The organism is Enterobacter sp. RCC_40, from assembly GCF_041360735.1.
GTDB lineage: Bacteria > Pseudomonadota > Gammaproteobacteria > Enterobacterales > Enterobacteriaceae > Enterobacter > Enterobacter ludwigii.
In genome coordinates this window covers 317,115-341,649 of sequence record NZ_JBFUPR010000003.1, presented here as the reverse complement: position 1 = coordinate 341,649, position 24,535 = coordinate 317,115, and the positions used below count along the sequence as shown (strand labels likewise).

Here is a 24,535-nt window from a genome sequence, read left to right as displayed (position 1 = left end):
TAATGTCTACATATCTGATTGGCGACGTTCACGGTTGCTACGATGAACTGATCGCATTGTTAAAACAGGTCGACTTTACGCCTGGACAAGATACGCTCTGGCTGACGGGCGATTTAGTGGCGCGTGGCCCTGGCTCGCTGGACGTTCTACGCTTCGTCAAATCACTGGGCGACAGCGTGCGCATGGTACTGGGCAATCACGATCTGCATTTGCTGGCCGTCTTTGCCGGGATCAGTCGCAACAAACCCAAAGATCGTCTCTCGCCTTTGCTGGAAGCCCCGGACGCGGATGTTCTCATCAACTGGCTACGCCGCCAGCCGCTGCTGCAGATCGATGAAGAGAAAAAACTGGTCATGGCGCATGCCGGGATCACCCCTCAGTGGGATCTTGAGACGGCGAAAACCTGTGCGCGTGACGTTGAAGCGGTGCTGGCAAGCGACTCGTATCCTTTCTTCCTCGACGCGATGTACGGCGATATGCCGAATCACTGGAGCGAAGATCTTAGCGGTCTGGCCCGCCTGCGCTTTATTACGAACGCTTTCACCCGCATGCGTTTTTGCTTCCCGAACGGGCAGTTGGATATGTATTGCAAAGAGACACCGGAAAGCGCCCCTGCGCCTCTTAAACCGTGGTTTGCCATTCCCGGTCCGGTGACCAACGCCTATAACGTGGTGTTTGGCCACTGGGCGTCGCTTGAAGGGAAAGGTACACCGGAGGGGATCTACGGTCTCGATACCGGCTGCTGCTGGGGTGGAGAGTTAACCTGCTTGCGCTGGGAAGATAAAACGTACTTTGTTCAGCCATCCAACCGACAGCTGGACTTAGGGGAAGACGAGGCCGTTGCCTCCTGATGATGATTTCCCTCCCCCGGAAGGGAGAGGGACATTCACTTAGCGACGTTCCAGAATTTCGAAGCAGTAGCTGTGGGAGTTCTGCGCATCCGCGTCGTGGAATTCACTGAAGACAGATTCCCACTCATCAGGATCGTAGTCCGGGAAATGCGTATCCCCTTCCACTTCCGCATCAATATGGGTCAGATACAGCTTCTGTGCTTTCGGCAGGAACTGTTCGTACACACGCCCACCGCCAATCACCATGATCTCCTCGGCATTACCGCATGCGGCAATGGCCTCGTCTACGGACTTCACCCATTCGACGCGATCGTCAGTGCCAGGCTGGCTACTGATAACGATATTTTTACGGCCCGGTAATGGACGACCAATCGACTCCCAGGTCAGGCGGCCCATCACTACCGGCTTGTTTAACGTAGTACGTTTAAACCATGCGAGATCGGCAGGCAGGTTCCACGGCATGGCATTTTCCATACCGATAACACGGTCCACCGCCAGCGCTGCAATCAGACTGATCATTGAAAATTTCCCGGATGCAAAAAATTGCCGCCACTATACGGAAAGCTTAATCTTTCGTCGACTGGCGGCTGAGTAAAGATAGAGAAATTTTTTAATATTGCTGGCAACTCCACTTCACGCGGAAGGTTTACTCTCCGGTTCGTCCGCCGGATCGCCAGTATGCTTGCCCTCTTCCGTGCCCTGCCAGCCGTGACGCTGGATAAGCGACAGGTGATTGCGGTCCTCGTTAATGATTTCCGTCAGCATCGCGCTGGTGCGTTTAAACACCGCTGCACGCTCGGTGGCCGTGCTGCCCGCCATCGCCGCCATCTCTTCCACCATCTCGGTGTTAAAGCGGCGGAACAGGTCCGCACGTTCACGGGCTTCATAGGCCCCTAGTCCCAGATTTTCCAGCGCCATCCGGCCAGACTTGAGCGCACCTTCGAACGTTTCACGCTCTGGCGCCTCCACACCTGCCTGACGCAGCCGGATGTAGTGATCCACATCGCGGGCGCGGGAGATAATGGTCAGCTCGGGGAAGTGTTCCTTGACCAGCTCCACCATCTGCATGCTGGTCTCCGGATCGTCGATCGCGTTAATCAACACTTCCGCTTTCGCCGCCCCGGCGGACTCCAGCAGATCGACACGCGTTGCATCCCCGTAAAACACTTTCATGTCGAATTTCCGCAGGGTCTCAACATGGTCGGGATCGTGGTCGAGGATCACCATTTTGACCCCGCTCGACAACAGCAAACGGCCCACGATCTGCCCGAAGCGACCAAACCCGGCGATGATCACCCGTGGCTGCTCCTCGTCGATCTCGTCGGCTTCGCGTTCTTGCTCGCTCCCCGTTTTTTCCAGACGCGCCAGCACCACCAGCAGAACAGGCGTTGCGGCCATCGACAGTGCGACGGCAAGCGTCAGCGCTTTCGCCCACTCAGCATCCAGTACGTTGGCCATCTGCGCCGCGCCAAAGACCACGAATGCAAACTCACTCCCCTGCCCCAGCAGTACGGCAAACCAACGACGCTGCTTGTTGGGCACCTTTAATGGACGCGCTATCAGCCACAGCATGCCCATCTTAATGACCAGGAAACCGACCAGCAGGATGAGGATCCGCAGCGGATGCGTTACCAGCGTGCCAAAGTCGATAGACATCCCCACGCCGATGAAAAACAGCCCCAGCAGCAATCCCTTAAACGGCTCGATATCACTTTCCAGCGCATGGCGATATTCAGAACTGGCCAGCAGCACCCCTGCCAGGAACGCCCCCATAGCCATCGATAAGCCGGCTTCCTCGAGCAGCAGACCAAAGCCAAACACCAGGAACAGCGCAACGGCACTGAAAACTTCACGCAGGCCGGAGCGAGCGACAAAGCGCAGCAACGGACGGGTCACGTAGCGGCCAAGCAGAATAACCAGCGCCAGGGCACCAACCACTTTCAGCGCGGAAAGCGCAAAAGCTCCCATGGTCGTTGAGGCACCGCTTGCGGCCAGCAGCGGGATCATCGCCACCAGCGGGATGGCGGCAATATCCTGGAACAGCAGCACCGAAAACGCGCTGCGCCCCATCTGAGAGACCGTCAGGTTGCGCTCGTTCATTGCCTGCATGGCAATGGCCGTTGAGGAGAGTGCCAGCGTCAGGCCGATGAGTGTCGCGACTTTCCAGTCCATGCCCAGCAGGATACAGAACCCACCCAGCAGCAGACCACAGGCCACCATCTGCAACGCTCCCCCACCAAATACCGAAGCGCGCAGTTTCCATAACCGCCGGGGATCCAGCTCCAGGCCAATTACAAACAGCATCAGCACGACGCCGATCTCAGCGAAATGGAGAATCGCCTCGGCATCGGTCACCAGACGGAAGCCCCACGGTCCAATGACACAGCCGGCAATGAGGTAACCCAGCACCGAACCCAGCCCCAGACGTACCGCCACGGGTACAATCAGCGCAGCCGCGCCGAGGTAAATCAGCGCCTGTATCAGCGTATGGCTATCCATTGTTCGCCTCCTGCCACTCAAGTAACCGTTGTTTATAATGGCGTGCCTGCGCCTGCAACGTCTCATCATCGCAAACGAACGTACAGTGCATCGCAAAAGGAGGGAGCCAGTTCAGCCCACAATAGAGCGCCGTCGCCTGCAGCGGCTGTGACAGCACCTCAAAGCCCGGGAAAGCACCAATATCGAAGTGGCTTTCTCCCCCGCCGGTGGTCACGGCCCACATCAGGCTTTTGCCTTTAAGCGCGTGACCGTTGTGGCCATACGCCCAGCCGTGGGAAAAGACTTTATCGATCCACAGTTTGAGGAGCGGAGGGGTGCTGTACCATTGCATCGGATGCTGCCAGATAATTAAATCGGCACGAGAGAGCGCCTCCTGTTCGGCGGCGATATCGATATTAAAATCGGGATAAAGTTGATAGAGGGAACGTATCTCTACGTTATCAAGCGTCCTTACCTGCTCAAGCATCCGTTTATTTGCATGCGAGTGATGCGGATACGGATGTGCGTAAATTATCAGAATCATTAATTAGCCTGTTGTTTTACTGCCTTCTTTTACCAAAAGAGTGTAGTCAGTAATTCAACAGGCTAATAGTGAATATTATTGACGGGCTAACGTCAGAAATCTGAACTAGTTATCCAGTTCGCCCATGGATTTCACCTGGTCACGGTTGATCTGTTCAGTTTGACCCGTTTCGGCGTTTTTATAGGAAACCAGACCGGTGTCATCATCGACCTGCGGCTTACCGTCAGTCACTATCGTACGGCCATCCGTGGTTTTTACTGCCTGATTAGATGAACAGCCCGCAACGGTAAACATGGCGGTGGCAGCCAGAACGGACGCGATCAGAAGTTTATTTTGCATGGTGTTTTCCCCTGCTCTCAGTTGAATTTCGTTATCGACCTAACCATTTTAGGCTAACTGACTGAATGCGGTTGGAAAACCAGAAGGTTCTGAAGGTGGGAATAATACCCGGCAGCGAATACTGCCGGGTATGTTGGCTTACTTGTTAATCTGAGCGTGCATTTCCTGAACGGAAATCACCTTCTCGGTGGCATCAGCGTTCAGTGCCATCGCGGTGGCAAAACCACCGTTCAGGGTGGTGTCGTAATGCACTTTGTACTGCAGCGCGCTGCGGCGAATCAGCTTGGAGTCTTCAATCGCCTGACGACCTGCGGTGGTGTTAATGATGTAGGTGTATTCGCCATTCTTGATGCGATCCTGAATGTGCGGACGACCTTCATGCACCTTGTTCACCAGACGCGGATTAATGCCCGCTTCACCCAGCACAATGGCCGTGCCGTGGGTTGCATCCAGCTCGAAGCCCTGTTTCAGCAGCTTAGCCGCCAGGTCAACCACGCGCTCTTTATCGCCTTCGCGAACTGAGAGCAGCGCACGGCCAGATTTTTTCATGGTGGAGTTACTGCCTAACTGCGCCTTCGCGAACGCTTCTGCGAAGGTGCGGCCCACGCCCATCACTTCCCCGGTAGAACGCATTTCTGGCCCTAACAGCGGGTCGACGCCCGGGAATTTGTTGAACGGTAGCACCACTTCTTTCACCGAGTAGTACGGTGGGATAATTTCTTTCGTCACGCCCTGCTGTGCCAGCGTCTGGCCCGCCATCACGCGCGCCGCCACTTTCGCCAGCGGAACACCGGTAGCTTTGGAGACGAACGGTACGGTACGTGCTGCGCGCGGGTTCACTTCAATCAGGTAGACTTCGTTGTCTTTGACAGCGAACTGGACGTTCATCAGACCGCGAACCTGCAGTTCGAAGGCCAGCTTCTGCACCTGCTGGCGCATCACGTCCTGAATTTCCTGGCTCAGGGTGTACGCTGGCAGGGAACATGCGGAGTCACCGGAGTGAACGCCTGCCTGTTCGATGTGCTCCATGATACCGCCAATCAGCACCATTTCGCCGTCACAGATGGCATCCACATCCACTTCGACGGCATCGTCGAGGAAGCGGTCAAGCAGAACCGGCGCATCGTTGGACACGCTCACTGCCGTCTGGAAGTAGCGACGCAGGTCAGCTTCGTCGTAGACGATTTCCATCGCGCGGCCGCCCAGCACGTACGAAGGGCGTACCACCAGCGGGTAGCCAATCTCTTTCGCCTTCTCAACAGCCATCTCGATAGCGGTGACGGTGGCATTGGCCGGCTGTTTCAGCTTCAGACGGTCAACCGCCTGCTGGAAACGTTCACGGTCTTCTGCACGGTCGATTGCATCCGGGCTGGTACCGATAACCGGCACACCAGCGGCTTCCAGCGCGCGCGCCAGTTTCAGTGGGGTCTGGCCACCGTATTGCACGATAACGCCTTTAGGCTTCTCGATACGCACGATTTCCAGCACATCTTCCAGCGTTACCGGCTCAAAGTAGAGGCGGTCGGAGGTATCGTAGTCGGTCGACACGGTTTCCGGGTTACAGTTGACCATGATGGTCTCGTAACCGTCTTCGCGCAGTGCCAGGGAGGCGTGAACGCAGCAGTAGTCAAACTCGATGCCCTGGCCGATACGGTTAGGACCGCCGCCCAGCACCATAATCTTGTCGCGGTCGACGGACGGATTCGCTTCACACTCATCTTCATACGTGGAGTACATGTAAGCCGTGTCGGTCGCGAACTCCGCTGCACAGGTATCCACGCGTTTGTAGACCGGGTGCAGGTCATACTGGTCACGCAGCTTGCGGATTTCCGCTTCACGTACGCCCGCCAGTTTGGCCAGACGCGCATCGGCGAAGCCTTTACGCTTCAGTACGCGCAGGAAGTCAGCGTCCAGGCCATTGATGCCCAGGTCCGCGACTCTTTCTTCCAGACGTACCAGCTCTTCAATCTGCACCAGGAACCAGCGGTCGATGTTGGTCAGGTTGAACACGCCATCAACAGAGAGGCCAGCACGGAACGCATCGGCGATGTACCAGATACGCTCTGCGCCTGCGTCCTTCAGCTCGCGGCGAATTTTGGTCAGCGCTTCAGGGTCTTCCAGGCTCACTTTCGGGTCAAAACCCGTGGCCCCCACTTCCAGGCCGCGCAGCGCTTTCTGCAGGGATTCCTGCTGAGTACGCCCAATCGCCATCACTTCGCCAACAGATTTCATCTGCGTGGTCAGACGGTCGTTTGCGCCGGCAAACTTCTCGAAGTTAAAGCGAGGGATCTTGGTCACAACGTAGTCGATGGACGGCTCGAAGGACGCTGGAGTGCGGCCACCGGTGATATCGTTCATCAGCTCATCGAGGGTATATCCCACCGCCAGTTTCGCGGCCACTTTCGCAATCGGGAAGCCGGTGGCTTTCGAGGCCAGCGCGGAGGAGCGAGAAACACGCGGGTTCATTTCGATAACAATCAGGCGACCGTTTTTCGGGTTCACGGCAAACTGAACGTTAGAGCCACCCGTTTCTACGCCGATTTCACGCAGTACCGCCATCGAGGCGTTACGCATGATTTGATACTCTTTGTCGGTCAGCGTCTGGGCTGGCGCTACGGTGATGGAGTCGCCGGTGTGGATACCCATCGCATCGAAGTTTTCGATGGAGCAGACGATGATGCAGTTGTCGTTTTTATCACGCACCACTTCCATCTCGTACTCTTTCCAGCCAATCAGCGATTCATCAATCAGCAGCTCTTTGGTGGGGGAGAGATCCAGACCGCGTTCACAAATCTCTTCGAACTCTTCGCGGTTGTAGGCGATACCGCCGCCGGTGCCACCCATGGTGAAGGATGGACGGATGATGCACGGATAACCAACGTCAGCCGCCACGGCCAGCGCTTCTTCCATGGTATGTGCGATACCGGAACGCGCGGTGTCGAGGCCGATTTTCTTCATCGCCACGTCGAAGCGACGACGGTCTTCAGCTTTATCAATGGCATCGGCTGTCGCACCAATCATGGTCACGCCGAACTCTTCCAGCACGCCCTGACGTTCCAGCTCCAGCGCGCAGTTCAGCGCCGTCTGGCCGCCCATGGTAGGCAGAACCGCGTCCGGACGCTCTTTTTCGATGATTTTGCGTACCACTTCCCAGTGAATCGGCTCGATGTAGGTTGCATCTGCCATTTCCGGGTCAGTCATGATGGTGGCCGGGTTAGAGTTCACCAGGATAACGCGGTAACCCTCTTCGCGCAGGGCTTTACACGCCTGGGCACCGGAGTAGTCGAATTCGCAGGCCTGGCCGATCACAATCGGGCCAGCGCCAAGGATCAGGATGCTTTTTATGTCTGTACGTTTTGGCATGGTCTTCTCGGCTCCTGATTATTTAGCGGTCTTACGGTATTGCTCAATAAGTTCGATGAAGTGATCGAACAGCGGCGCGGCATCGTGCGGGCCCGGGCTGGCTTCAGGGTGGCCCTGGAAGCTGAACGCTGGCTTATCGGTACGATGAATCCCCTGCAGGGTGCCATCGAACAGAGACTTGTGGGTCACGCGCAGGTTAGCAGGCATTGACGCCTCATCCACTGCGAAGCCGTGGTTCTGTGCCGTAATCATTACCGTGTTGTTATCAATATCTTTCACCGGGTGGTTCCCACCGTGGTGACCGAACTTCATCTTCACTGTGTTAGCACCGCTCGCCAGCGCCAGCAGCTGATGACCCAGACAGATGCCGAATACCGGGATATCGGTTTCCAGGAAGGATTTGATGGCGTCGATAGCGTAATCGCACGGTGCCGGGTCGCCAGGACCGTTGGACAGGAAGATACCGTCCGGATTCATCTTCAGTACCTCTTCAGCAGAGGTTTTCGCCGGGACAACCGTCAGGCGGCAGCCGCGGTCGACCAGCATACGCAGGATGTTGCGCTTGGCACCAAAATCGTACGCCACCACGTGGAATGGCAGGTCGCTCTCTTTTTTCGCTTCCGGCAGGTCTCCCGCCAGCGTCCAGCTTCCCTGCGTCCAGCTGTAGGCTTCTGCTGTGGTCACTTCTTTCGCCAGGTCCATGCCGTTCAGACCCGGGAAAGCTTTCGCTTTTTCCAGCGCCAGGGCTGCATCGAGGTTATCTCCTGCGATGATACAACCGTTTTGTGCACCCTTCTCGCGCAGCAGACGCGTCAGCTTACGGGTATCGATATCAGCAATCGCCACGATGTTATGGCGCTTCAGGTAGGAAGAGAGGTCCTCGGTATTGCGGTAGTTGCTGGCAATCAGCGGCAGGTCGCGAATGACCAGGCCTTGCGCATGTACCTGAGAGGATTCTTCGTCAGCAGCATTGGTGCCGACATTGCCGATATGAGGATAAGTAAGAGTAACGATTTGGCGAGAATAGGAAGGATCAGTGAGGATTTCTTGATAACCGGTCATTGAAGTATTGAAAACGACTTCCCCAACCGCCGAACCCGTTGCCCCTATGGCCCGACCGATAAACTGGGTTCCGTCTTCCAGAACCAATAGCGCTGACTTAATCAAAACACCCTCCAGAGAATATTCACTCACTTTATTTGCATATTAATTCATAACCGCGTCATGAATCAATGCAAATGTGTTGCCAGCGGATTTTTGGCAAACGGCGGCATTCTGGGGATTTGGTGGCTAAAAGTCAACTTAAAACGGAGATTTGTCATATTCTTTTGCGAGCCTGAGAGAGCCAGGAGAGCTTAAGCGGCAAAAAGATCAGGTAAATCACTGCGGGAAACGCTTGCGCGGCAAGTTTAATGGGAAAGACAGCTTCGTGGCATCAAAAAGTGGACCAGACGGTCAAAATTTACATTCAGATAACACAAAACACGAAGAAGAGATGAACTTTAGTGTGTAAATTCATGAAATGATGATGAAAGACATAAAATAAAAGGGCAATAAAATATTGCCCTATGCAATCAAAGCATTACGACTGCAATAACCACATCACGATGGGTAATAACGGTTACAAATTGTTGAGATCGAGCACATCTCGCATATCAAAAAGACCATTTCCCTTGCCTTTTAACCACAAGGCGGAGCGTACAGCGCCATTTGCAAACGTCATCCGGCTGGATGCCTTATGCGTAATCTCGACGCGTTCCCCAATATCGGCGAACATCGCCGTATGTTCGCCGACGATATCGCCCGCGCGGACGGTAGCAAAACCAATCGTGCCGGGAACACGTTCACCGGTGTGCCCTTCACGGGTGTAGACCGCGCAGTCTTTCAAATCTTTATCCAGTGCATGAGCAATCGCTTCCCCCATCGCCAGCGCCGTACCGGATGGCGCGTCGACTTTATAACGATGGTGCGCTTCAACAATCTCAATGTCGGTATAACTGCCCATGACCTTCGCTGCCTTCTCCAGCAGCTTCAGCATGACGTTCACCCCCACGCTAAAGTTTGCGGCGAAGACAATCGCAATCTCGTGTGAGGCATCCTGAATGGCCTGCTTCCCGGCATCATCAAAACCGGTGGTGCCGATCACCATTCCTTTACCGTGCTGACGGCAAAATGCCAGATGCGTGAGCGTGCCTTCCGGACGGGTAAAATCGATGAACACATCAAAGTCATCTTTTACCGCCTCCAGGCTGCTCTGCACGATAACGCCTGTCTTACCCGCACCCGCCAGCTCACCCGCGTCAGCGCCAAGCAACGATGAGCCGTCACGCTCCAGCGCCGCGCCCAGTGCCACGCCATCCATCTGTAGTGCCGCCTGAATCAGCTGGCGACCCATACGTCCACCCGCGCCCGCAATGGCGACACGGATCTGTGCATCATGCATAGTTATTCTCTTACGTTAAAATGATGTAAACCGTTTTCAGATTAACCAGCCTTTGCAGATGCTGCCAACTGAAAACGACGATAATTAGAATTTAATGATAAACAGGAAGAAATATCAGCAAAAGGCATAATCTTCAGCGAAAACCGCACGATTCGCGGACCACCAGCGCGGGCGGTAAAATAATGCGTTTCGCCGGCTCCCGGTTCCCCTGTATCCGGCTGAAAAGCAACTCGCCGGCCTTACGTCCTATCTCCTTCGCGGCAACGGAGACGGTAGTCAGTGCAGGCTGTACCAGCCCGGCCTCGGTAATATCGTCAAAGCCCACCAGGGCAAAATGACGTCCCGGCTCGCGTCCCATTTTGCGTAAACACTGCATAACGCCAAGGGCAACAATGTCCTGGTAACATACTGCCGCGGTAATCTGCGGATGGTTCATCAACAACGCTTCCGCCACGCGCGCGCCATCACTCTGGCTTGCCTGTGAGGTGACGATCCATTCGGGATTCGGCGTCACACCATACTCCAGTAATTTACTGGTAAATCCGCCGATACGCTGAGCGCGAGACCCCGAATTCAGGCTACCGCCGATAAAGGCAATCTGACGATGCCCCATCCTCAGAAGATGCTCTGTCGCCATTTGCGTGCCAAGGAAGTTATCGGTTCCCACAAAATCAAAGTCCGGATCGCTTAGCGGTCGCACGACCATAATTGCCGGAATATTGCGTCGCTTAAGACCATCGAAAAAGGCCTGCGGGGTTTCTCGCGCGGCACACAGCACCATGCCACAGACGTTGTTACGCATCAGCGAATCCACAAACTTTTGCTGTCGCTCGGACGACTCTTCGCTGTTTGCCAGAAACAGCAGAAGGTCGTGGCGTTCCATCTCATGGCTTAGACCTGCCGTCATTTCGCCATAAAAAGGGTTCGTGATGTCATGCAACAGGAGCCCCACCTGATTACTGCTGCGGTTTCGCAGGTTGGCTGCCGTCTGATTGTAAACATAGCCCGATTCATCCAGCGCCTGAAGTACGCGCTCCCGGGTCCGTTGCGAGATCCGCCCTTTATTACACAGCACCATTGATACGGTGGCGGTTGAAACCCCGGCGCGTTTTGCCACATCAGCCAGCGTGATACCCGTCATGATCGCTCCTTGTCGTTCACATCAGATTAATCGAATAACCTCAATTTTGCACTTTTGCGCGTGAGCCCCTTCACATAATGGCCGCCTTTTCGCCACTTATCGCCAGAACTGGCGGGTTAATCGCGTTAATCACCCTTCCCAAACAAGGTTAATCGAATAACCTTAAGCAACGAAGACGGAGAGAAAAGATGGCAACTTACGATAAATTCCCGGAAGTCGCAGTAGAGGGGTATGACGATTGTGCCTGGCAGGGCTGGGACGCGGTTGTGCGCGAGCTTAACCACAGAGCGGGTCAATATACACGAACCGTGCTGGTCATTGACTGCTACCCCGGCGTCAGGCTGGAGGAACTGGAGACAAAACTGCTGCCAGCATTGGGGGCCACGCTGACGCTCAATGCCGAACAGATGCGTCTCGACGAACATGCTTTAAGCGGGTTGCTGGCCCGACATCTCACTGACGACCGCGTCTTCGGCGTGCTCTCCTGCCACCAGCTCGAGGAATTCATCGACCCGGTGAAACGCGAGGCGTTGCAGGCGCAGGTCGAACGGTGCCGCGAAGGGATAATCGTTATTTACGGGCCGGGTGCCGCGCTGGTTAATGCAGGCGATATTCTGGTCTACGCCGATTTACCGCGCTGGGAGATCCAGCAGCGCATGCGCAGCGGTGAACTGGCTAACTGGGGCGCGGCGAACCAACACGAGGATATTTTGCGTCGCTACAAACGCGCCTTTTTCATTGAATGGCGCGTATTCGATCGTCACAAAACCCCGCTGCTACGGCGTACTGATTATCTCCTGGATACCACCCAGGCGGATAATCCGGCGATGGTCGGCGGCGATGCGCTGCGCGCCGGGTTGCAACACACCACCCAACGTCCTTTTCGTGTAGTGCCCTTTTTCGACCCCGGCATCTGGGGCGGACAATGGATGAAACAGAAATTCGATCTCGATCCCTCTGCGCCTAACTACGCATGGTGTTTTGACTGCGTGCCCGAGGAAAACAGCCTGTTGCTTCGTTACGGCGCGGTGCGGATCGAGATCCCCTCTCAGGATTTGGTGCTGCTGCACCCCCGGGCGCTGCTGGGTGAAAAAGTGCATGCCCGTTTTGGCGCGGAATTTCCCATCCGCTTTGACCTGCTTGATACCCTCGGCGGGCAGAACCTGAGTTTTCAGGTACATCCGACCACGGAGTACATACAGCAGCATTTTGGTATGCATTACACCCAGGATGAGAGCTATTACATCCTTGAGGCAGAGCCAGGGGCTCAGGTGTATCTGGGGACCCGAACGGGTACCCGGCCCGAAGCGATGATGGACGACCTCAGACGGGCCAGCCGCGGTGAAAAGCCGTTCGACGACGCCCGCTTCGTCAATCATCTTGCGGCGAACAAGCACGATCATTTTTTGATCCCCGCCGGTACGGTTCACTGTTCTGGAGCAGGAACCGTGGTACTTGAGATCAGCGCCACGCCTTACATTTTCACCTTCAAGCTCTGGGACTGGGGACGACTGGGAATGGATGGGCAGCCCCGCCCGGTTCATCTGGCGCATGGCGAAAAGGTGATCGACTGGCAACGCGATACGAAGTGGGTCGAACAGCATCTTGTGAATCAGTGTGAACCCCTCGGCGAAGGCACCGGCTGGCGCGAAGAGCGGACCGGGCTTCACGAGCGTGAATTCATCGAAACGCGTCGCCACTGGTTCAGTGAACCGGTGACGCACTCCCCCCACGGAGGCGTGAATGTCCTTAATCTTGTTGAAGGTGAAGAGGCGACGGTAGACAGCCCCGGCGGCGCATTCGCCCCGTTCGTCGTGCACTACGCAGAAACGTTTATCGTCCCCGCTGACGCAGGCGAATACCGTATTTCTCCGTCAGGGCCGAGCTGCGGTAAATCCATTGCCACCATTAAAGCCTGGGTAAGAGGTTAACCATGATTCACATTATTGTGGCGACACACGGCCCGCTGGCCACCGCCCTGCTGGAAAGCGGAAAAATGGTGTATGGCGATCTTCCTCATCGACAGGCGGTATGTCTGAACGCACAGGCTGGCATAGCGGGGTTTCGCCGTGATTTCGCTGCGGCATACCACCGCGCAGGTGCGGGCGCAGACGGCATCGTCGTCCTGTGCGATATGCAGAGCGGAACGCCGTGGAATGTGGCCTGTGAATACGCGTTTAATCCCCAGACGCATCCGCCGGTCGCCGTGGTGGCAGGAGTCAACTTCCCCATGCTCTTGCTCACCGACGACATTCTGATGGCCCGGGATGTCCATGCCGCCGCGGCGCAGCTCATCGAATTAACGCAGCCCACCCTGGTTCAGGCAAAACGGGTGGAATCCGCCCAGAACGACGATTTCTAAGGAGCTTATATGAGCATTTCGTTTGTACGTATTGACGACCGGGTGATTCACGGGCAGCTCGTCACGCGCTGGGCCAAAGAGCTGCCCTGTGATGGCATCGTGGCAATTGACGATGCCGTCGCGGCCGATCCGCTGCTCTCGTCGGTAATGAAAGGCGCGGTGTCAGATACCAGAGTGTGGCTGTTCGATACCCTGACCGCCATCGAAAAGCTGCCGAAAGTGATTGCCAGCGATAAGCGCTACTTCGTGATTGGCAAATCGCCTGTCACCCTGCAACGTCTTGAACAGGCAGGCATAAGCCTGAAGAGCGGCAATGGCAAAATTAACGTCGGGCCAATGAGTGCCCGCGCCAACACCACCACCATTGGCCCTAATCAGTCCGTAACGCCAGAGGAGGCAGCAGCCTTTGACTGGCTGACTGAACAGGGGCATGCCATCGAGTTTCGTCTGGTGCCCGATGCCAGTTTTTACAGCTGGCAGGACGCCCGGCAAAAACTGAAATAAGGAGCGCATGATGATTTTCGAAGCTTCTCTCATCGGTCTGCTTTGCTATCTCGGTGCACTCAGTAGTCCCTGGCTGTTTGGCCTGACGGGCGGCTGGTATCTCATCTCCCGTCCGCTGGTTTCGGGGATGCTGGTGGGCCTGATTCTGGGCGACGTTAAAACCGGGATCATGATTGGTGTGGCGGTGCAGGCCGTTTATATCGCGATGGTCACCCCCGGCGGTTCAATGCCTGCCGATCTCAATTTTGTCGCTTATCCTGCTATCGCGCTGGGGATTCTGTCGGGCAAAGGGCCAGAGGTGGCCGTGGCGCTGGCGGCGACCATTGGCATTGCCGGAACGATACTGTTTAACGCCATGATGGTATTGAACTCGTTCTGGAACCACCGCGCCGACGTGGCGCTTGAGCGCGGGGATGAGCGCGGAATTTATCTTAACAGCGCGGTCTGGCCGCAGGTGATGAACTTTGCTCTGCGCTTTGTGCCGACGTTCATCGCCGTCTATTTTGGCGCGCAGTACATCAGCGGGTTTATGGACAGTCTGCCCGGCATCGTGCTTTCGACCATGAACGTGCTGGGGGGCATCTTACCGGCCGTTGGGATCGCCATCCTGCTTAAGCAGATCATCAAAAGCTACAGCATGCTGATCTACTTCCTGGTGGGATTCATATGCATTGTGTTCCTGAAGCTCAACATGGTGGCGCTGGTGATTGTGGGCGCCCTGCTGGCGTTAATTCATTACAACTACAAGCCGGAAGCGCCGCAGGCTGTCACGCCGGGTAGGCCCGCCGACGATGAGGATGAATTCTGATGGAAGACCGTAAACTGACCCGAAAAGATCTGCGCCGCTGCTGGCGAGCGTGGATGATGCATAACCTCTCTTCGATGAGCTTCGAGCGTCTGGAATCGTTCGGCTTCTGTCTGAGCATGTTACCGGTCGCCCAAAAACTCTACCCGGATGCCGCCCAGCGCACCGAGATGCTGCGCCGCCACGCCTCGTTTTACAACACGGAGCCGCAGATCGGTGCCATCGTAAACGGTATGGCGCTTGGGCTGGAAGAGAAAAAAGCCAACGGCGAGCCCATTGATGGCGAAACGATCAATACCCTGAAGGTGGGGCTGATGGGACCAATCGCGGGGATTGGTGACTCAATGATCCCCGGCATGCTGATCCCCATTTTGCTGAGCATCGGTATGGCGCTTGCCGCCGGAGGAAATGTTCTTGGCCCGTTGTTCTACACCGTCGCCTGGCTGGCCATCATTATCCCGGGATCCTGGTTTCTGTTTCTGAAAGGCTATCAGATGGGCTCAGGGTCGGTCGAGATGCTGGTGAGCAGCAAGTCAACGCGACTGCGCGAAGCTTTGTCTCTGCTGGGTGTATTTGTGATGGGCGGCGTGGCGGCAAGCTACGTTAAGCTGGGCACCGGACTGGAATTTATCACCCGTGACGGGGTTAACATCCATGTTCAGCAGATGCTTGACGGTATCTTCCCGCAGCTATTACCGCTTCTGGTGGTTCTGGGCACCTGGTATCTGATGGCAAAACGTGGCGTCTCCCCGGTCAGGGCCATGATTGTGCTGCTTGCGCTGGCGGCGCTGGGCGTCGCGTCAGGTCTGTTTGCCGGATAAGACAGCCGGGGCAATGCCCCGGTTTTTTATGGGTGGAAGTTATGCCACAGTTCGGCCACTTTATCCGGGCGAGAGATAAACTGAAAGCGAGCAGGATCGGCAATAAATTGCGTATAGACAGGCTCATCCGTCAGGCCGAATTCGCTGTAGCGACGCGGTGTGATCATCTGTAGCCGCCCCGGCAGATAATGCGTGTTGTGCTGCCAGATGATATGGCTCCCCTGCAGCAGCGGATACCAGGCCAGTCCTTTACGCGCCCGCACGGCTTCATATTCAAAACCATATTCCCTGTCGCACCACGCACCGAAGGTCAGCGGTTCATCCGGCGAGGCAGAGATAGTGGCATGCCCCCAGCCAGGCGGAACCAGCACCTTTTCACCCGGCCCGGCCAGTACGGCGAAACAGCGCCCGGGATCGTCCGCAACATACTCCTGCATATAGATAATGGCGCGCCCCTGCCAGATTTCATACAGCTCGGGCGGAGACCAGCCGCTGTGACGGCTTTTACGGTGAACATGCCCCTGGCTGCGGATCGGCTCTTCACCCAGCGTTCCCGTCGCGTAGGTCACGACCCCAAACAGCAGCATGCGTTTTTTCAGCTCCTGCCGGTCTGCCAGACGGGCGACATCCATCGCAATAGCATAAACGTCTTCCGGGCCTGAGCAGTCAGGATCCCGTAACGACGCGCGGATCTCATCAAGCGTACGGATCTCTGGCATCGGGCCAGTGACGTCCTCACCGTAGCTGAACCCCAGCGGGTGCTGGCTGATGGTCATGTCCAGCCCAAAGTTATCCATTCTGAACCTCCCAGCCACCGTCAGTGGCCAATACCCGCACGGCAAAACCATCGGGTAACGCGGCATAGTCGTGTCCGGCGACGGCGGGCCAGACCGCGAGTGAAGAGAGCGTGGTCTCACCGGTATTGATTAAACGGTGGGCGGTAAAAGGCGCAATAATATGGACGGATCCCGGCATCACGCACTCCAGACGGGTTTCGCCGGATGTCGTCTGGAGTAAAAGCAGGCCACTTCCCCGCAGTCCAAAATAGACTTCGCCCTGTTCACGACGTTGATGAAAATGGCCGCGGGTCATAAAAAATTCCCGGCCAATTTTACCTGCATGTAAATGGGTAACGCCGACAAACAACGCCCCTTCCTGTGCAGGCGATTCCAGCATTTCGACGTCATACACCGTCTGATGCGGATCGCATTGTGCCCAGGCGTCTCGATCGGCAAACAAACCATTGAGATCGGCAAGGCGTGTGGATTTAAGAATAAGTGCGCCGCGGGCAAGTGTACCACTGGCCCAGGCCACCAGAGGCGGCAGGATAATATCTGAAGTCATCGTCTTCTCCGGCCCGAGGAGAACAACCCGCCCAGCATAACAATTTAAACGATTAACCTGCGCATCAAAGGCGCAATGTGTCAGGTGAATCACAGTTAATCAGCGATAAAAATGCCGGCCACTGACGTGGCCGGCATTCGGGTCATGCGCGAGGAAACTTACTCGACTTCGCGTGCGTCGATACGCAGCTCTTTCGGGACCTCGAAAACAATATTCTCTTCGCGTCCTTCCAGCGGGACCGCTTCGCCGCCGCCCAGTTCCTGCAGACGGGAAATCACGTTCTGCACCAGGATATCCGGAGCCGAGGCGCCGGCGGTTACCCCGACACAGGCCACGTTTTTCACCCACGCTTCCTGGATATCGCTGGAATCATCAATCAGATAGGCCGCTTTCCCCATTCGCTGCGCAAGTTCAGCCAGACGGTTGGAGTTAGAGGAATTTTTCGAACCGACAACCAGCACCACGTCCGCCTGTTCAGCCAGAGCACGCACCGCTTCCTGGCGATTGGTGGTGGCGTAGCAAATGTCGTCCTTACGCGGGCCGACGATTTTCGGGAAGCGCTGGCGCAGGGCGTCAATCACGTCCGACGTATCGTCAACGGAGAGCGTCGTCTGGGTCATAAACGAGAGACGCGTTTCATTTTTGACGTTCAGCGTAAACACATCTTCCGGCGACTCCACCAGGTACATCCCCCCTTCCGGGTTGCTGTACTGGCCCATGGTACCTTCGACTTCCGGGTGGCCGGCATGGCCAATCAGGATCGACTCTTCACCACGACGGCTGGCGCGCGCCACTTCCATGTGCACTTTGGTCACTAATGGGCAGGTGGCGTCGAACACGGTCAGATCGCGGCTTTTCGCTTCATTACGCACCGCCTGAGAAACCCCGTGCGCGGAGAAAATCAGGATCGCGCCGTCAGGCACTTCGCTGATCTGCTCAATGAAGATCGCGCCACGCTCGCGCAGGCTGTCGACGACATAACGGTTATGCACCACTTCGTGACGCACATAAATCGGCGCGCCGTAAATCTCGAGCGCGTTTTCAACAATGCTGATAGCGCGGTCTACACCGGCGCAAAAGCCGCGCGGGTTAGCCAACAGGATCTGCATTTCAGGCCTCCAGTACCGGATCGATCTCCAGCACTTCAATATCAAAATGGACGGTGCGCCCGGCAAGCGGATGGTTGAAGTCAACGGTGATGGAGTCACCATTGATTTCGCGGATCACGCCAGGCATTTCGCTGCCATCCATAGCGGTAAAGAGCATGATCGCCCCGATTTCCGGCTCACCTGCATCCATAAACTCGCGGCGCGAGAAGTACTGAACAAGGTCCGGGCTTGGCACGCCAAACGCGGCATCCGGCTCCAGCGAAAATGCCTTTTTCTCGCCTTCTTTCAGGCCAAGCAGCTGTTGCTCAAGACCTTCAGACAGGGAGGTGTCGCCGAGACGAAACAGGGCGGGTTTGCCGTTATTGCGGGTGGATTCAGCCGTGGAGCCATCATCCAGTTTCAGCGTGAAATGAACGAGAACCGCGCTGTTGCTCTGTACGGATTTAGACATGCAAATTGCTCGCTTGTTTTGACCCACCGGTAAGAGACGGCAGGCCAGACATTCTGTAGGCCGGGGGCGCATGCGCCACCCGGCATTTACATTTAAGCCTGTTTCTTCGCGGCCGCGTTCGGCAAGAAGCCTTCCAGCACGATTAACGCCGCGCCGATGCAAATTGCGCTGTCGGCGAGGTTAAAGGTCGCGAAGTGCCAGTCGCCGACATAGAAGTCGATCATATCGACCACAAAGCCATGCCACAGGCGATCAAACAGGTTGCCCAGCGCGCCACCGATAATCAGCGCATAGGCGATGTTATTTAGCTTTTGTGTTGCCTTCGAACGGTACATCAGCAGCGATAGCACCACACAGATACCGATAGCGATACCTGCAAAGAACCAGCGCTGCCAGCCACCGCTGTCAGCAAGGAAACTAAACGCCGCACCGTAGTTACGTGCGTAATGCAGGTTAAGCGACGGGAACAGCGACACCGTCTCCCCCAGAGCAAAATTCTGGAGGATCAGGAACTTGCTGCCCAGATCGATAATCAGCACTACCACCACCAGCCACAGCCAGCGCAGTCCTGTTGAACAGAGAGTTTTACTCATCAGGCAAACTTACGTTTCTCGCCGTCACCGGCGACGTTGCTGACACAGCGTCCGCAGATATCTGCGTGTTCCGCCACCTGGCCGACATCAGTGGTGTAATGCCAGCAACGCGGGCATTTATCACCTTCGGCTTTGCTCAGTGCGACTTTCAGTCCTTTGAGCAGTTCGCTCTGCTGTGCATCAGCAGACGCCTGGGCATAATCCGCAACTTTCGCACCGGAGGTCAACAGGACAAATCGTAATTCATCGCCCAGCGCCGTCAGTTTCGCCGCCAGCTCTGGCTCGGCGTACAGGGTAACTGCCGCTTCCAGCGAGCCGCCGACTTTCTTGTCTGCACGCGCCTGCTCGATAACCTTGTTCACTTCGCCACGCACTTTCAGCAGCTCGTCCCAGAAGGCATCGTTCATCGCTTCGGTGCTGGAGAGATCGAACAGACCTTCATACCACTCGCCGGTGAAGACATACTTCTCACGGTCGCCTGGCAGGTAACCCCAGATTTCATCTGCGGTGAAGGACATGATCGGTGCCATCCAGCGAACCAGCGCTTCTGCGATGTGGAACAGCGCAGTCTGGCAGCTACGACGCGCCACGCTGTCCGCTTTCGCGGTGTACTGGCGGTCTTTGATGATGTCGAGGTAGAACGAGCCCATCTCGATGGAGCAAAAGCGCATCAGGCGCTGCACCACTTCGTGGAAATCGTAAGATTCGTAAGCCTTCAGGATATCTTCCTGTGCCGCTTTCGCGCAGCCTACCGCCCAGCGATCCAGCACCACCATCTCTTCTGGTTTCACCATATCTTTTAGCGGATCGAACCCGTTCAGGTTCGCCAGCAGGAAGCGCGCGGTGTTACGGATACGACGATAGCTGTCGGCAGCACGTTTCAGGATCTCGTCCGACACCGCCATTTCGCCGGTATAGTCGGTAGAAGCAACCCACAGACGCAGAATGTCCGCGCCCAGTTTGTTCATCACGTCCTGCGGAGAGACGGTGTTACCGATCGATTTAGACATCTTACGGCCCTGACCATCCACGGTGAAACCGTGGGTCAGCACCTGGCGATACGGTGCTTTACCTTTCATGGCGGTGGAAATCATCAGCGATGACATGAACCAGCCACGGTGTTGGTCAGAACCTTCCAGATACATATCTGCCGCGTGGCCGGCAAATTCCGGGCGCACGTCAACAACAGACGCGTGCGTTGAACCGGAGTCAAACCACACGTCCAGGGTATCAGGCACTTTCTCGTAGTTGTCTGCATCAGCGCCCAGGATGTCGCGGGAATCGAGATCCCACCATGCCTGAATGCCGTCAACTTCTACACGCTTCGCGACTTCCTCCATCAGTGCCAGAGTGTTCGGGTGCAGTTCCTGTGTCTCTTTGTGCACGAACAGAGACATTGGCACGCCCCAGGTACGCTGACGGGAGATACACCAGTCAGGACGGTTAGCGACCATGGATTCGATACGCGCCTGACCCCAGTCCGGGATCCACTGCACGCCTTTGATCTCTTTCAGGGACTGCTCGCGCAGGCCTTTCTGATCCATGCTGATGAACCACTGTGGGGTCGCACGGAAGATGATCGGTGATTTGTGACGCCAGCAGCACGGATAGCTGTGCTGCATTTTCTCAACGTGCAGCAGCGCGCCGCTGGTGCGCAGCATGTCAACGATGATGTCGTTCGCTTTGAAGACGTTGATACCGTCCAGCGCCGGGTAGGTGCCAGGCAGGTAAGAGCCGTCAGGACCAACCGGGTTAGCGATTTCAAGACCGTATTTCAGGCTGATGCTGTAGTCGTCAGGACCGTGGCCACCGGCGGTATGTACCGCACCGGTACCCGCATCCAGCGTCACGTGATCGCCCAGAATCGCTGGCACATCGAAGTCCAGGAACGGGTGTTTGAAGCGCATCAGCTCCAGCGCGTCACCTTTCACGGTGCCCAGCACGGTGTAGTCGGCGATGTCCGCGCGTTTCAGCACGCTTTCGACCAGATCTTTCGCCAGGATCAGCGCCTGACCGTCAACCTGCACCAGCGCGTACTCGAACTCACCGGACAGGGAGATCGCGCGGTTTGCTGGCAGCGTCCACGGGGTGGTAGTCCAGATAACCAGCGAGATGGGGCCGTTGACAGAGGTCACGCCAAATTTGGCTTTCACCGCCTCCTGATCGACCGCGTGGAAGGCCACGTCGATAGACGGAGAGGTTTTGTCGTAATACTCCACTTCCGCTTCTGCCAGCGCAGAACGGCAGTCCACGCACCAGTGCACCGGCTTCGCGCCTTTGTGCAGATGGCCGTTACCGATGATTTTACCCAGCGCACGGATGATGTTGGCTTCGGTTTTGAAGTCCATGGTCAGGTACGGACGTGACCAGTCACCCAGCACGCCCAGGCGGATAAAGTCCTGGCGCTGACCGTCAACCTGCGTAGCCGCGTATTCGCGACATTTTGCGCGGAATTCTGCCGCGGTAAACTTCTCACCCGGCTTACCAAACTCTTGCTCAACTTTCAGTTCAATTGGCAGACCATGGCAGTCCCAGCCCGGAACGTAAGGCGAGTCATATCCCGCGAGGCCTTTGGACTTCACGATAATGTCTTTCAGAATCTTGTTTACAGAGTGACCAATATGAATGCTGCCATTCGCATATGGAGGGCCATCATGCAGAATGAAGGTTTTTTTGCCTTTTTTGGCTGCACGGATGATGCCGTACAGGTCATCATCGGTCCAACGCGCCAGCATTCCCGGTTCGCGCTTGGCGAGATCGCCGCGCATCGGGAACCCTGTTTCCGGCAAATTCAGGGTTGATTTATAGTCACTCATCAGATTCTCGGTTCCGTATTTTTCACGTAGGCATTTAAGCCGGGTTTACTCGCCCAAAAAACTCGCGGGCCGTTAATTCATCTCGCGCGATTTGCGCCTTTAGTTCATCCAGCGAAGCAAATCGCTGCTCATTGCGTATTTTTTTACGCAGTATCACATCTATATGGCGACCATAAAGGTCCATTACAACGTCCAGCAGGTGCACTTCTAATTGTTGACGGACACCGGCGACTGTAGGACGCGTGCCAATATTGGCGACACCGAAATACGGTTTATCGCCCAGACCAGCCACTTCCACCGCATATACCCCTTTAACCGGGGAGACCTGACGACGTAGCGGTATATTCGCCGTCGGGAAACCTATGGTGCGGCCCAGCGCATCGCCATGGACCACACGGCCTGAAATGCTAAACGGATGCCCCAGCAGCGTTTCCGCCGTATCCAGTTCATCGTTGGCCAGCGCCTGACGCACCGCAGTGCTGCTAACCCGGACGCCGCCTTCGCAAAAGGTCATTGCGCTGGTGACATCAAAGCCGTACTCAAGGCCAGCCTTCTGTAATAGCAAGAAATCGCCCTGACGACCAGCGCCAAAGCGGAAATCATCCCCCACGGCCAAAAACTGCACGCCAAGGCGCCTGACCAGCAGGTCACTGACGAAATTTTGTGCTGTGAGCGCGGCAAAGCGGCGATCGAAACGCACGCACAATACGTAGTCCACCCCGGACTCTGCAAGGTAGCGCAACTTCTCGCGCAGGCGAGTGAGGCGAGCCGGTGATTTATCGCCGGCAAACAGCTCCAGCGGCTGCGGCTCAAAAATCATCACTACAACGGGCAGGCCACGCGCCTCCCCTTCTTTACGCAATCCCTGCAGCAGCGCCTGATGACCACGATGCACGCCGTCGAAATTACCAATGGTCAGCACGCACCCGTGCGGTGCTCTGCTGAGATTATGTATGCCGCGTATCAGCTTCATGTCTGGCTCAAAACAGTGAAAATCGCCAAAGTATACCTTGTACAGCGGTTAAGGTTAACCGGCGATTGTTCGCGCAAAACAGAAAGCCGTAATGATTTCATCAGGCTGACCTTTCACAGCAAAAAAATCTGCCCGTGAACTGCGTTTTTTGTGCCGAAAAGCTGTATTCACGAGCGACAAGCTGGTAGAATCCTGCGCCATCACTACGTAACGTAGCGTCGCCAATCAACGGCGCTTATTTGCACAAATCCATTGACAAAAGAAGGTATAGAGGGCATATTCCTCGGCCTTTGAATTGTCCACATAGATCATATTTGGGAGTTGGACCTTGGCTAATATCAAATCAGCTAAGAAACGTGCTATCCAGTCTGAAAAGGCTCGTAAGCACAATGCAAGCCGTCGCTCTATGATGCGTACTTTCATCAAGAAAGTATACGCAGCTATCGAAGCTGGCGACAAAGCTGCTGCGCAGAACGCATTTAATGAAATGCAACCAATCGTGGATCGTCAGGCTGCTAAAGGTCTGATCCACAAAAACAAAGCAGCGCGTCATAAAGCAAACCTGACCGCGCAGATCAACAAACTGGCTTAATCGCCACTTGTTGTTGCTTGTTTTAAAAGAACCCGCTTAACGCGGGTTTTTTTATATCTTCAGATTGCCGGTGGCGTAAACAGCGCCGAGTAGTCGCGGTTACAGATGCGCTGTACCGCCGGGTGTTGAATCATCCTTTCTGCAAATATCGCGTGATACTCCTCCATCACGTTATCGACCCGGCCAATCTCCGTAATCTTGTTATCTGAATAGAGATCGTGCACGTACAGCGTCGGTGCAACGAAGATGGCGTTATGCGCCTCACCAAAGGCTTTCATTAGCGCAGCATCGTCAAACTCGCCGAGGATCTCCACCTTCAGTCCCTGAGAGTTAAACCAGTTCAGCAGTTTACGCCCAAGCATGGAGCGCCGGCCTGGCACCAGCAAACGACGCTCCTCCAGACAGGCAGGAAACGGTTTTTCCGGCGGCGGGTTAATGCACCAGAAGCTGACCCCGCATTCGCCAATCTTCACCGAGAACAGCCCTTCCTGCTGCGTAGAGTCGATCGGGCAGTCCGAGATAATCATATCCAGCTTATGCTGGCTCAGCTGCTCCAGCAGCATCTCGTGCGTGGATTCAAAACAGCGCAGGTGGATTTGCTCATCTTCGACCACCGCCGCATCCAGCACGCCGCTGACCAGCCGTTTTGACAACGCATCCGCCACGCCGACGTCAAAGAGCAGGTTTGACTCTTTGCGGTAGTTAACGATATCCAGCATCTCCTGGCTTAAGGTGAACATTTTATCCGCATAGCGGAAAACCAGTTCGCCCAGCTCACTTGGCTCAATCCCACGGCCCTTGCGCTTAAAGAGCTTGCCCTGTAGCCGCTCTTCCAGCGCCTTGATTTGCCCGGTGATGGTCTGCGGCGTCAGGTAGAGCGCCTCTGCCGCCCCCACGACCGAGCCCTGCTTATAGACGTGCCAGAAGTAGTAAAGGTGGTTGTAATTCAAATGAGACATCGTGTCTTCGCTCCCTGATCGTGTAGCGGGAGAAGGTGTTCTTCTCC

23 protein-coding genes and 1 pseudogene are annotated in these 24,535 nt (G+C 55.9%); 7 read left to right on the top strand and 17 right to left on the bottom strand.

From position 1 onward, the window contains the following. Positions 1-2: 2 nt before the first annotated feature. Positions 3-851: a bis(5'-nucleosyl)-tetraphosphatase (symmetrical) ApaH gene (gene apaH / locus AB6731_RS13915; RefSeq protein WP_025205445.1), complete on the top strand. Its 849-nt coding sequence runs from the start codon at positions 3-5 to the stop codon at positions 849-851. Positions 852-890: 39 nt separating this feature from the next. Here the strand turns inward: apaH and folA are convergent, their stop codons facing one another. From folA to AB6731_RS13875, 8 genes are all read right to left on the bottom strand, one after another. Then, a complete protein-coding gene (folA, locus tag AB6731_RS13910) occupies positions 891-1,370 on the bottom strand; it encodes a type 3 dihydrofolate reductase (protein WP_008502023.1) in 480 nt (159 codons plus the stop codon). Between the two features lie 114 nt (positions 1,371-1,484). Next, positions 1,485-3,350: a glutathione-regulated potassium-efflux system protein KefC gene (kefC, locus tag AB6731_RS13905; protein ID WP_232947305.1), complete on the bottom strand. Its 1,866-nt coding sequence runs from the start codon at positions 3,348-3,350 to the stop codon at positions 1,485-1,487. Further along, the gene (gene kefF / locus AB6731_RS13900) at positions 3,343-3,873 is read right to left on the bottom strand and encodes a glutathione-regulated potassium-efflux system oxidoreductase KefF (protein ID WP_020882557.1); all 531 of its coding nucleotides are present in this window, start codon (positions 3,871-3,873) and stop codon (positions 3,343-3,345) included. Before kefF ends, kefC begins: the two co-directional genes overlap by 8 nt. Before the next feature lie 105 nt (positions 3,874-3,978). After that, positions 3,979-4,212, bottom strand: a complete 234-nt coding sequence (locus AB6731_RS13895) for a YgdI/YgdR family lipoprotein (RefSeq protein ID WP_010427047.1) — start codon at positions 4,210-4,212, stop codon at positions 3,979-3,981. A gap of 138 nt (positions 4,213-4,350) precedes the next feature. Continuing rightward, positions 4,351-7,575, bottom strand: a complete 3,225-nt coding sequence (carB, locus tag AB6731_RS13890) for a carbamoyl-phosphate synthase large subunit (protein WP_014168589.1) — start codon at positions 7,573-7,575, stop codon at positions 4,351-4,353. Positions 7,576-7,593: 18 nt separating this feature from the next. Then, positions 7,594-8,742, bottom strand: coding sequence for a glutamine-hydrolyzing carbamoyl-phosphate synthase small subunit (gene carA, locus AB6731_RS13885; protein ID WP_020882556.1), 1,149 nt, complete (start codon positions 8,740-8,742; stop codon positions 7,594-7,596). Between the two features lie 454 nt (positions 8,743-9,196). Further along, positions 9,197-10,018 carry a 4-hydroxy-tetrahydrodipicolinate reductase gene (gene dapB, locus AB6731_RS13880; RefSeq protein ID WP_032679609.1) on the bottom strand — a complete coding sequence of 274 codons (822 nt, stop codon included), beginning with the start codon at positions 10,016-10,018 and terminating at the stop codon, positions 9,197-9,199. Between the two features lie 133 nt (positions 10,019-10,151). Next, positions 10,152-11,159: a LacI family DNA-binding transcriptional regulator gene (locus AB6731_RS13875; RefSeq protein ID WP_073397157.1), complete on the bottom strand. Its 1,008-nt coding sequence runs from the start codon at positions 11,157-11,159 to the stop codon at positions 10,152-10,154. A gap of 188 nt (positions 11,160-11,347) precedes the next feature. Between AB6731_RS13875 and AB6731_RS13870 the strand changes: the two genes are divergently transcribed. From AB6731_RS13870 to AB6731_RS13850, 5 genes are read left to right on the top strand one after another with little or no spacing between them, the layout of a single operon-like run. Further along, positions 11,348-13,090: a class I mannose-6-phosphate isomerase gene (locus tag AB6731_RS13870; protein ID WP_371006484.1), complete on the top strand. Its 1,743-nt coding sequence runs from the start codon at positions 11,348-11,350 to the stop codon at positions 13,088-13,090. A gap of 2 nt (positions 13,091-13,092) precedes the next feature. After that, positions 13,093-13,521, top strand: a complete 429-nt coding sequence (locus AB6731_RS13865) for a PTS sugar transporter subunit IIA (protein ID WP_025205457.1) — start codon at positions 13,093-13,095, stop codon at positions 13,519-13,521. A gap of 9 nt (positions 13,522-13,530) precedes the next feature. Next, positions 13,531-14,025: a PTS sugar transporter subunit IIB gene (locus AB6731_RS13860; protein WP_047743385.1), complete on the top strand. Its 495-nt coding sequence runs from the start codon at positions 13,531-13,533 to the stop codon at positions 14,023-14,025. A gap of 10 nt (positions 14,026-14,035) precedes the next feature. Then, on the top strand, positions 14,036-14,833 hold the full coding sequence (locus AB6731_RS13855) for a PTS mannose/fructose/sorbose/N-acetylgalactosamine transporter subunit IIC (RefSeq protein ID WP_371006507.1): 798 nt from the start codon (positions 14,036-14,038) through the stop codon (positions 14,831-14,833). Then, positions 14,833-15,651 carry a PTS system mannose/fructose/sorbose family transporter subunit IID gene (locus AB6731_RS13850; protein ID WP_059306837.1) on the top strand — a complete coding sequence of 273 codons (819 nt, stop codon included), beginning with the start codon at positions 14,833-14,835 and terminating at the stop codon, positions 15,649-15,651. The genes AB6731_RS13855 and AB6731_RS13850 overlap by 1 nt, the downstream gene beginning before the upstream one ends. A 26-nt stretch (positions 15,652-15,677) precedes the next feature. Here AB6731_RS13850 and AB6731_RS13845 read toward each other — a convergent pair whose 3' ends face one another. The 8 genes and pseudogenes from AB6731_RS13845 to AB6731_RS13810 form a co-directional block, all read right to left on the bottom strand. Then, the gene (locus AB6731_RS13845) at positions 15,678-16,448 is read right to left on the bottom strand and encodes a glucose-6-phosphate isomerase family protein (protein ID WP_371006483.1); all 771 of its coding nucleotides are present in this window, start codon (positions 16,446-16,448) and stop codon (positions 15,678-15,680) included. Further along, on the bottom strand, positions 16,441-16,995 hold the full coding sequence (locus AB6731_RS13840; protein WP_050737508.1) for a glucose-6-phosphate isomerase family protein: 555 nt from the start codon (positions 16,993-16,995) through the stop codon (positions 16,441-16,443). The genes AB6731_RS13845 and AB6731_RS13840 overlap by 8 nt, the downstream gene beginning before the upstream one ends. Before the next feature lie 158 nt (positions 16,996-17,153). Continuing rightward, entirely contained in the window at positions 17,154-18,104 is a 951-nt protein-coding gene (gene ispH, locus AB6731_RS13835) for a 4-hydroxy-3-methylbut-2-enyl diphosphate reductase (RefSeq protein WP_020882547.1), read from the bottom strand. Position 18,105: 1 nt separating this feature from the next. Further along, on the bottom strand, positions 18,106-18,555 hold the full coding sequence (gene fkpB, locus AB6731_RS13830; RefSeq protein WP_020882546.1) for an FKBP-type peptidyl-prolyl cis-trans isomerase: 450 nt from the start codon (positions 18,553-18,555) through the stop codon (positions 18,106-18,108). Between the two features lie 92 nt (positions 18,556-18,647). Beyond that, positions 18,648-19,148, bottom strand: a complete 501-nt coding sequence (gene lspA, locus AB6731_RS13825; RefSeq protein WP_020882545.1) for a signal peptidase II — start codon at positions 19,146-19,148, stop codon at positions 18,648-18,650. Then, positions 19,148-21,964, bottom strand: a complete 2,817-nt coding sequence (ileS, locus tag AB6731_RS13820; protein ID WP_106503718.1) for an isoleucine--tRNA ligase — start codon at positions 21,962-21,964, stop codon at positions 19,148-19,150. Before ileS ends, lspA begins: the two co-directional genes overlap by 1 nt. Before the next feature lie 34 nt (positions 21,965-21,998). Further along, a complete protein-coding gene (gene ribF, locus AB6731_RS13815; RefSeq protein WP_014168574.1) occupies positions 21,999-22,937 on the bottom strand; it encodes a bifunctional riboflavin kinase/FAD synthetase in 939 nt (312 codons plus the stop codon). A gap of 7 nt (positions 22,938-22,944) precedes the next feature. Beyond that, positions 22,945-23,163 (bottom strand): annotated as a pseudogene (locus tag AB6731_RS13810) (DUF2575 domain-containing protein). Between the two features lie 102 nt (positions 23,164-23,265). Between AB6731_RS13810 and rpsT the strand changes: the two are divergent. Continuing rightward, on the top strand, positions 23,266-23,529 hold the full coding sequence (gene rpsT / locus AB6731_RS13805) for a 30S ribosomal protein S20 (RefSeq protein ID WP_008502037.1): 264 nt from the start codon (positions 23,266-23,268) through the stop codon (positions 23,527-23,529). Between the two features lie 59 nt (positions 23,530-23,588). Here the strand turns inward: rpsT and nhaR are convergent, their stop codons facing one another. Then, positions 23,589-24,488, bottom strand: a complete 900-nt coding sequence (nhaR, locus tag AB6731_RS13800) for a transcriptional activator NhaR (protein ID WP_014168572.1) — start codon at positions 24,486-24,488, stop codon at positions 23,589-23,591. Between the last annotated feature and the right edge of the window lie 47 nt (positions 24,489-24,535).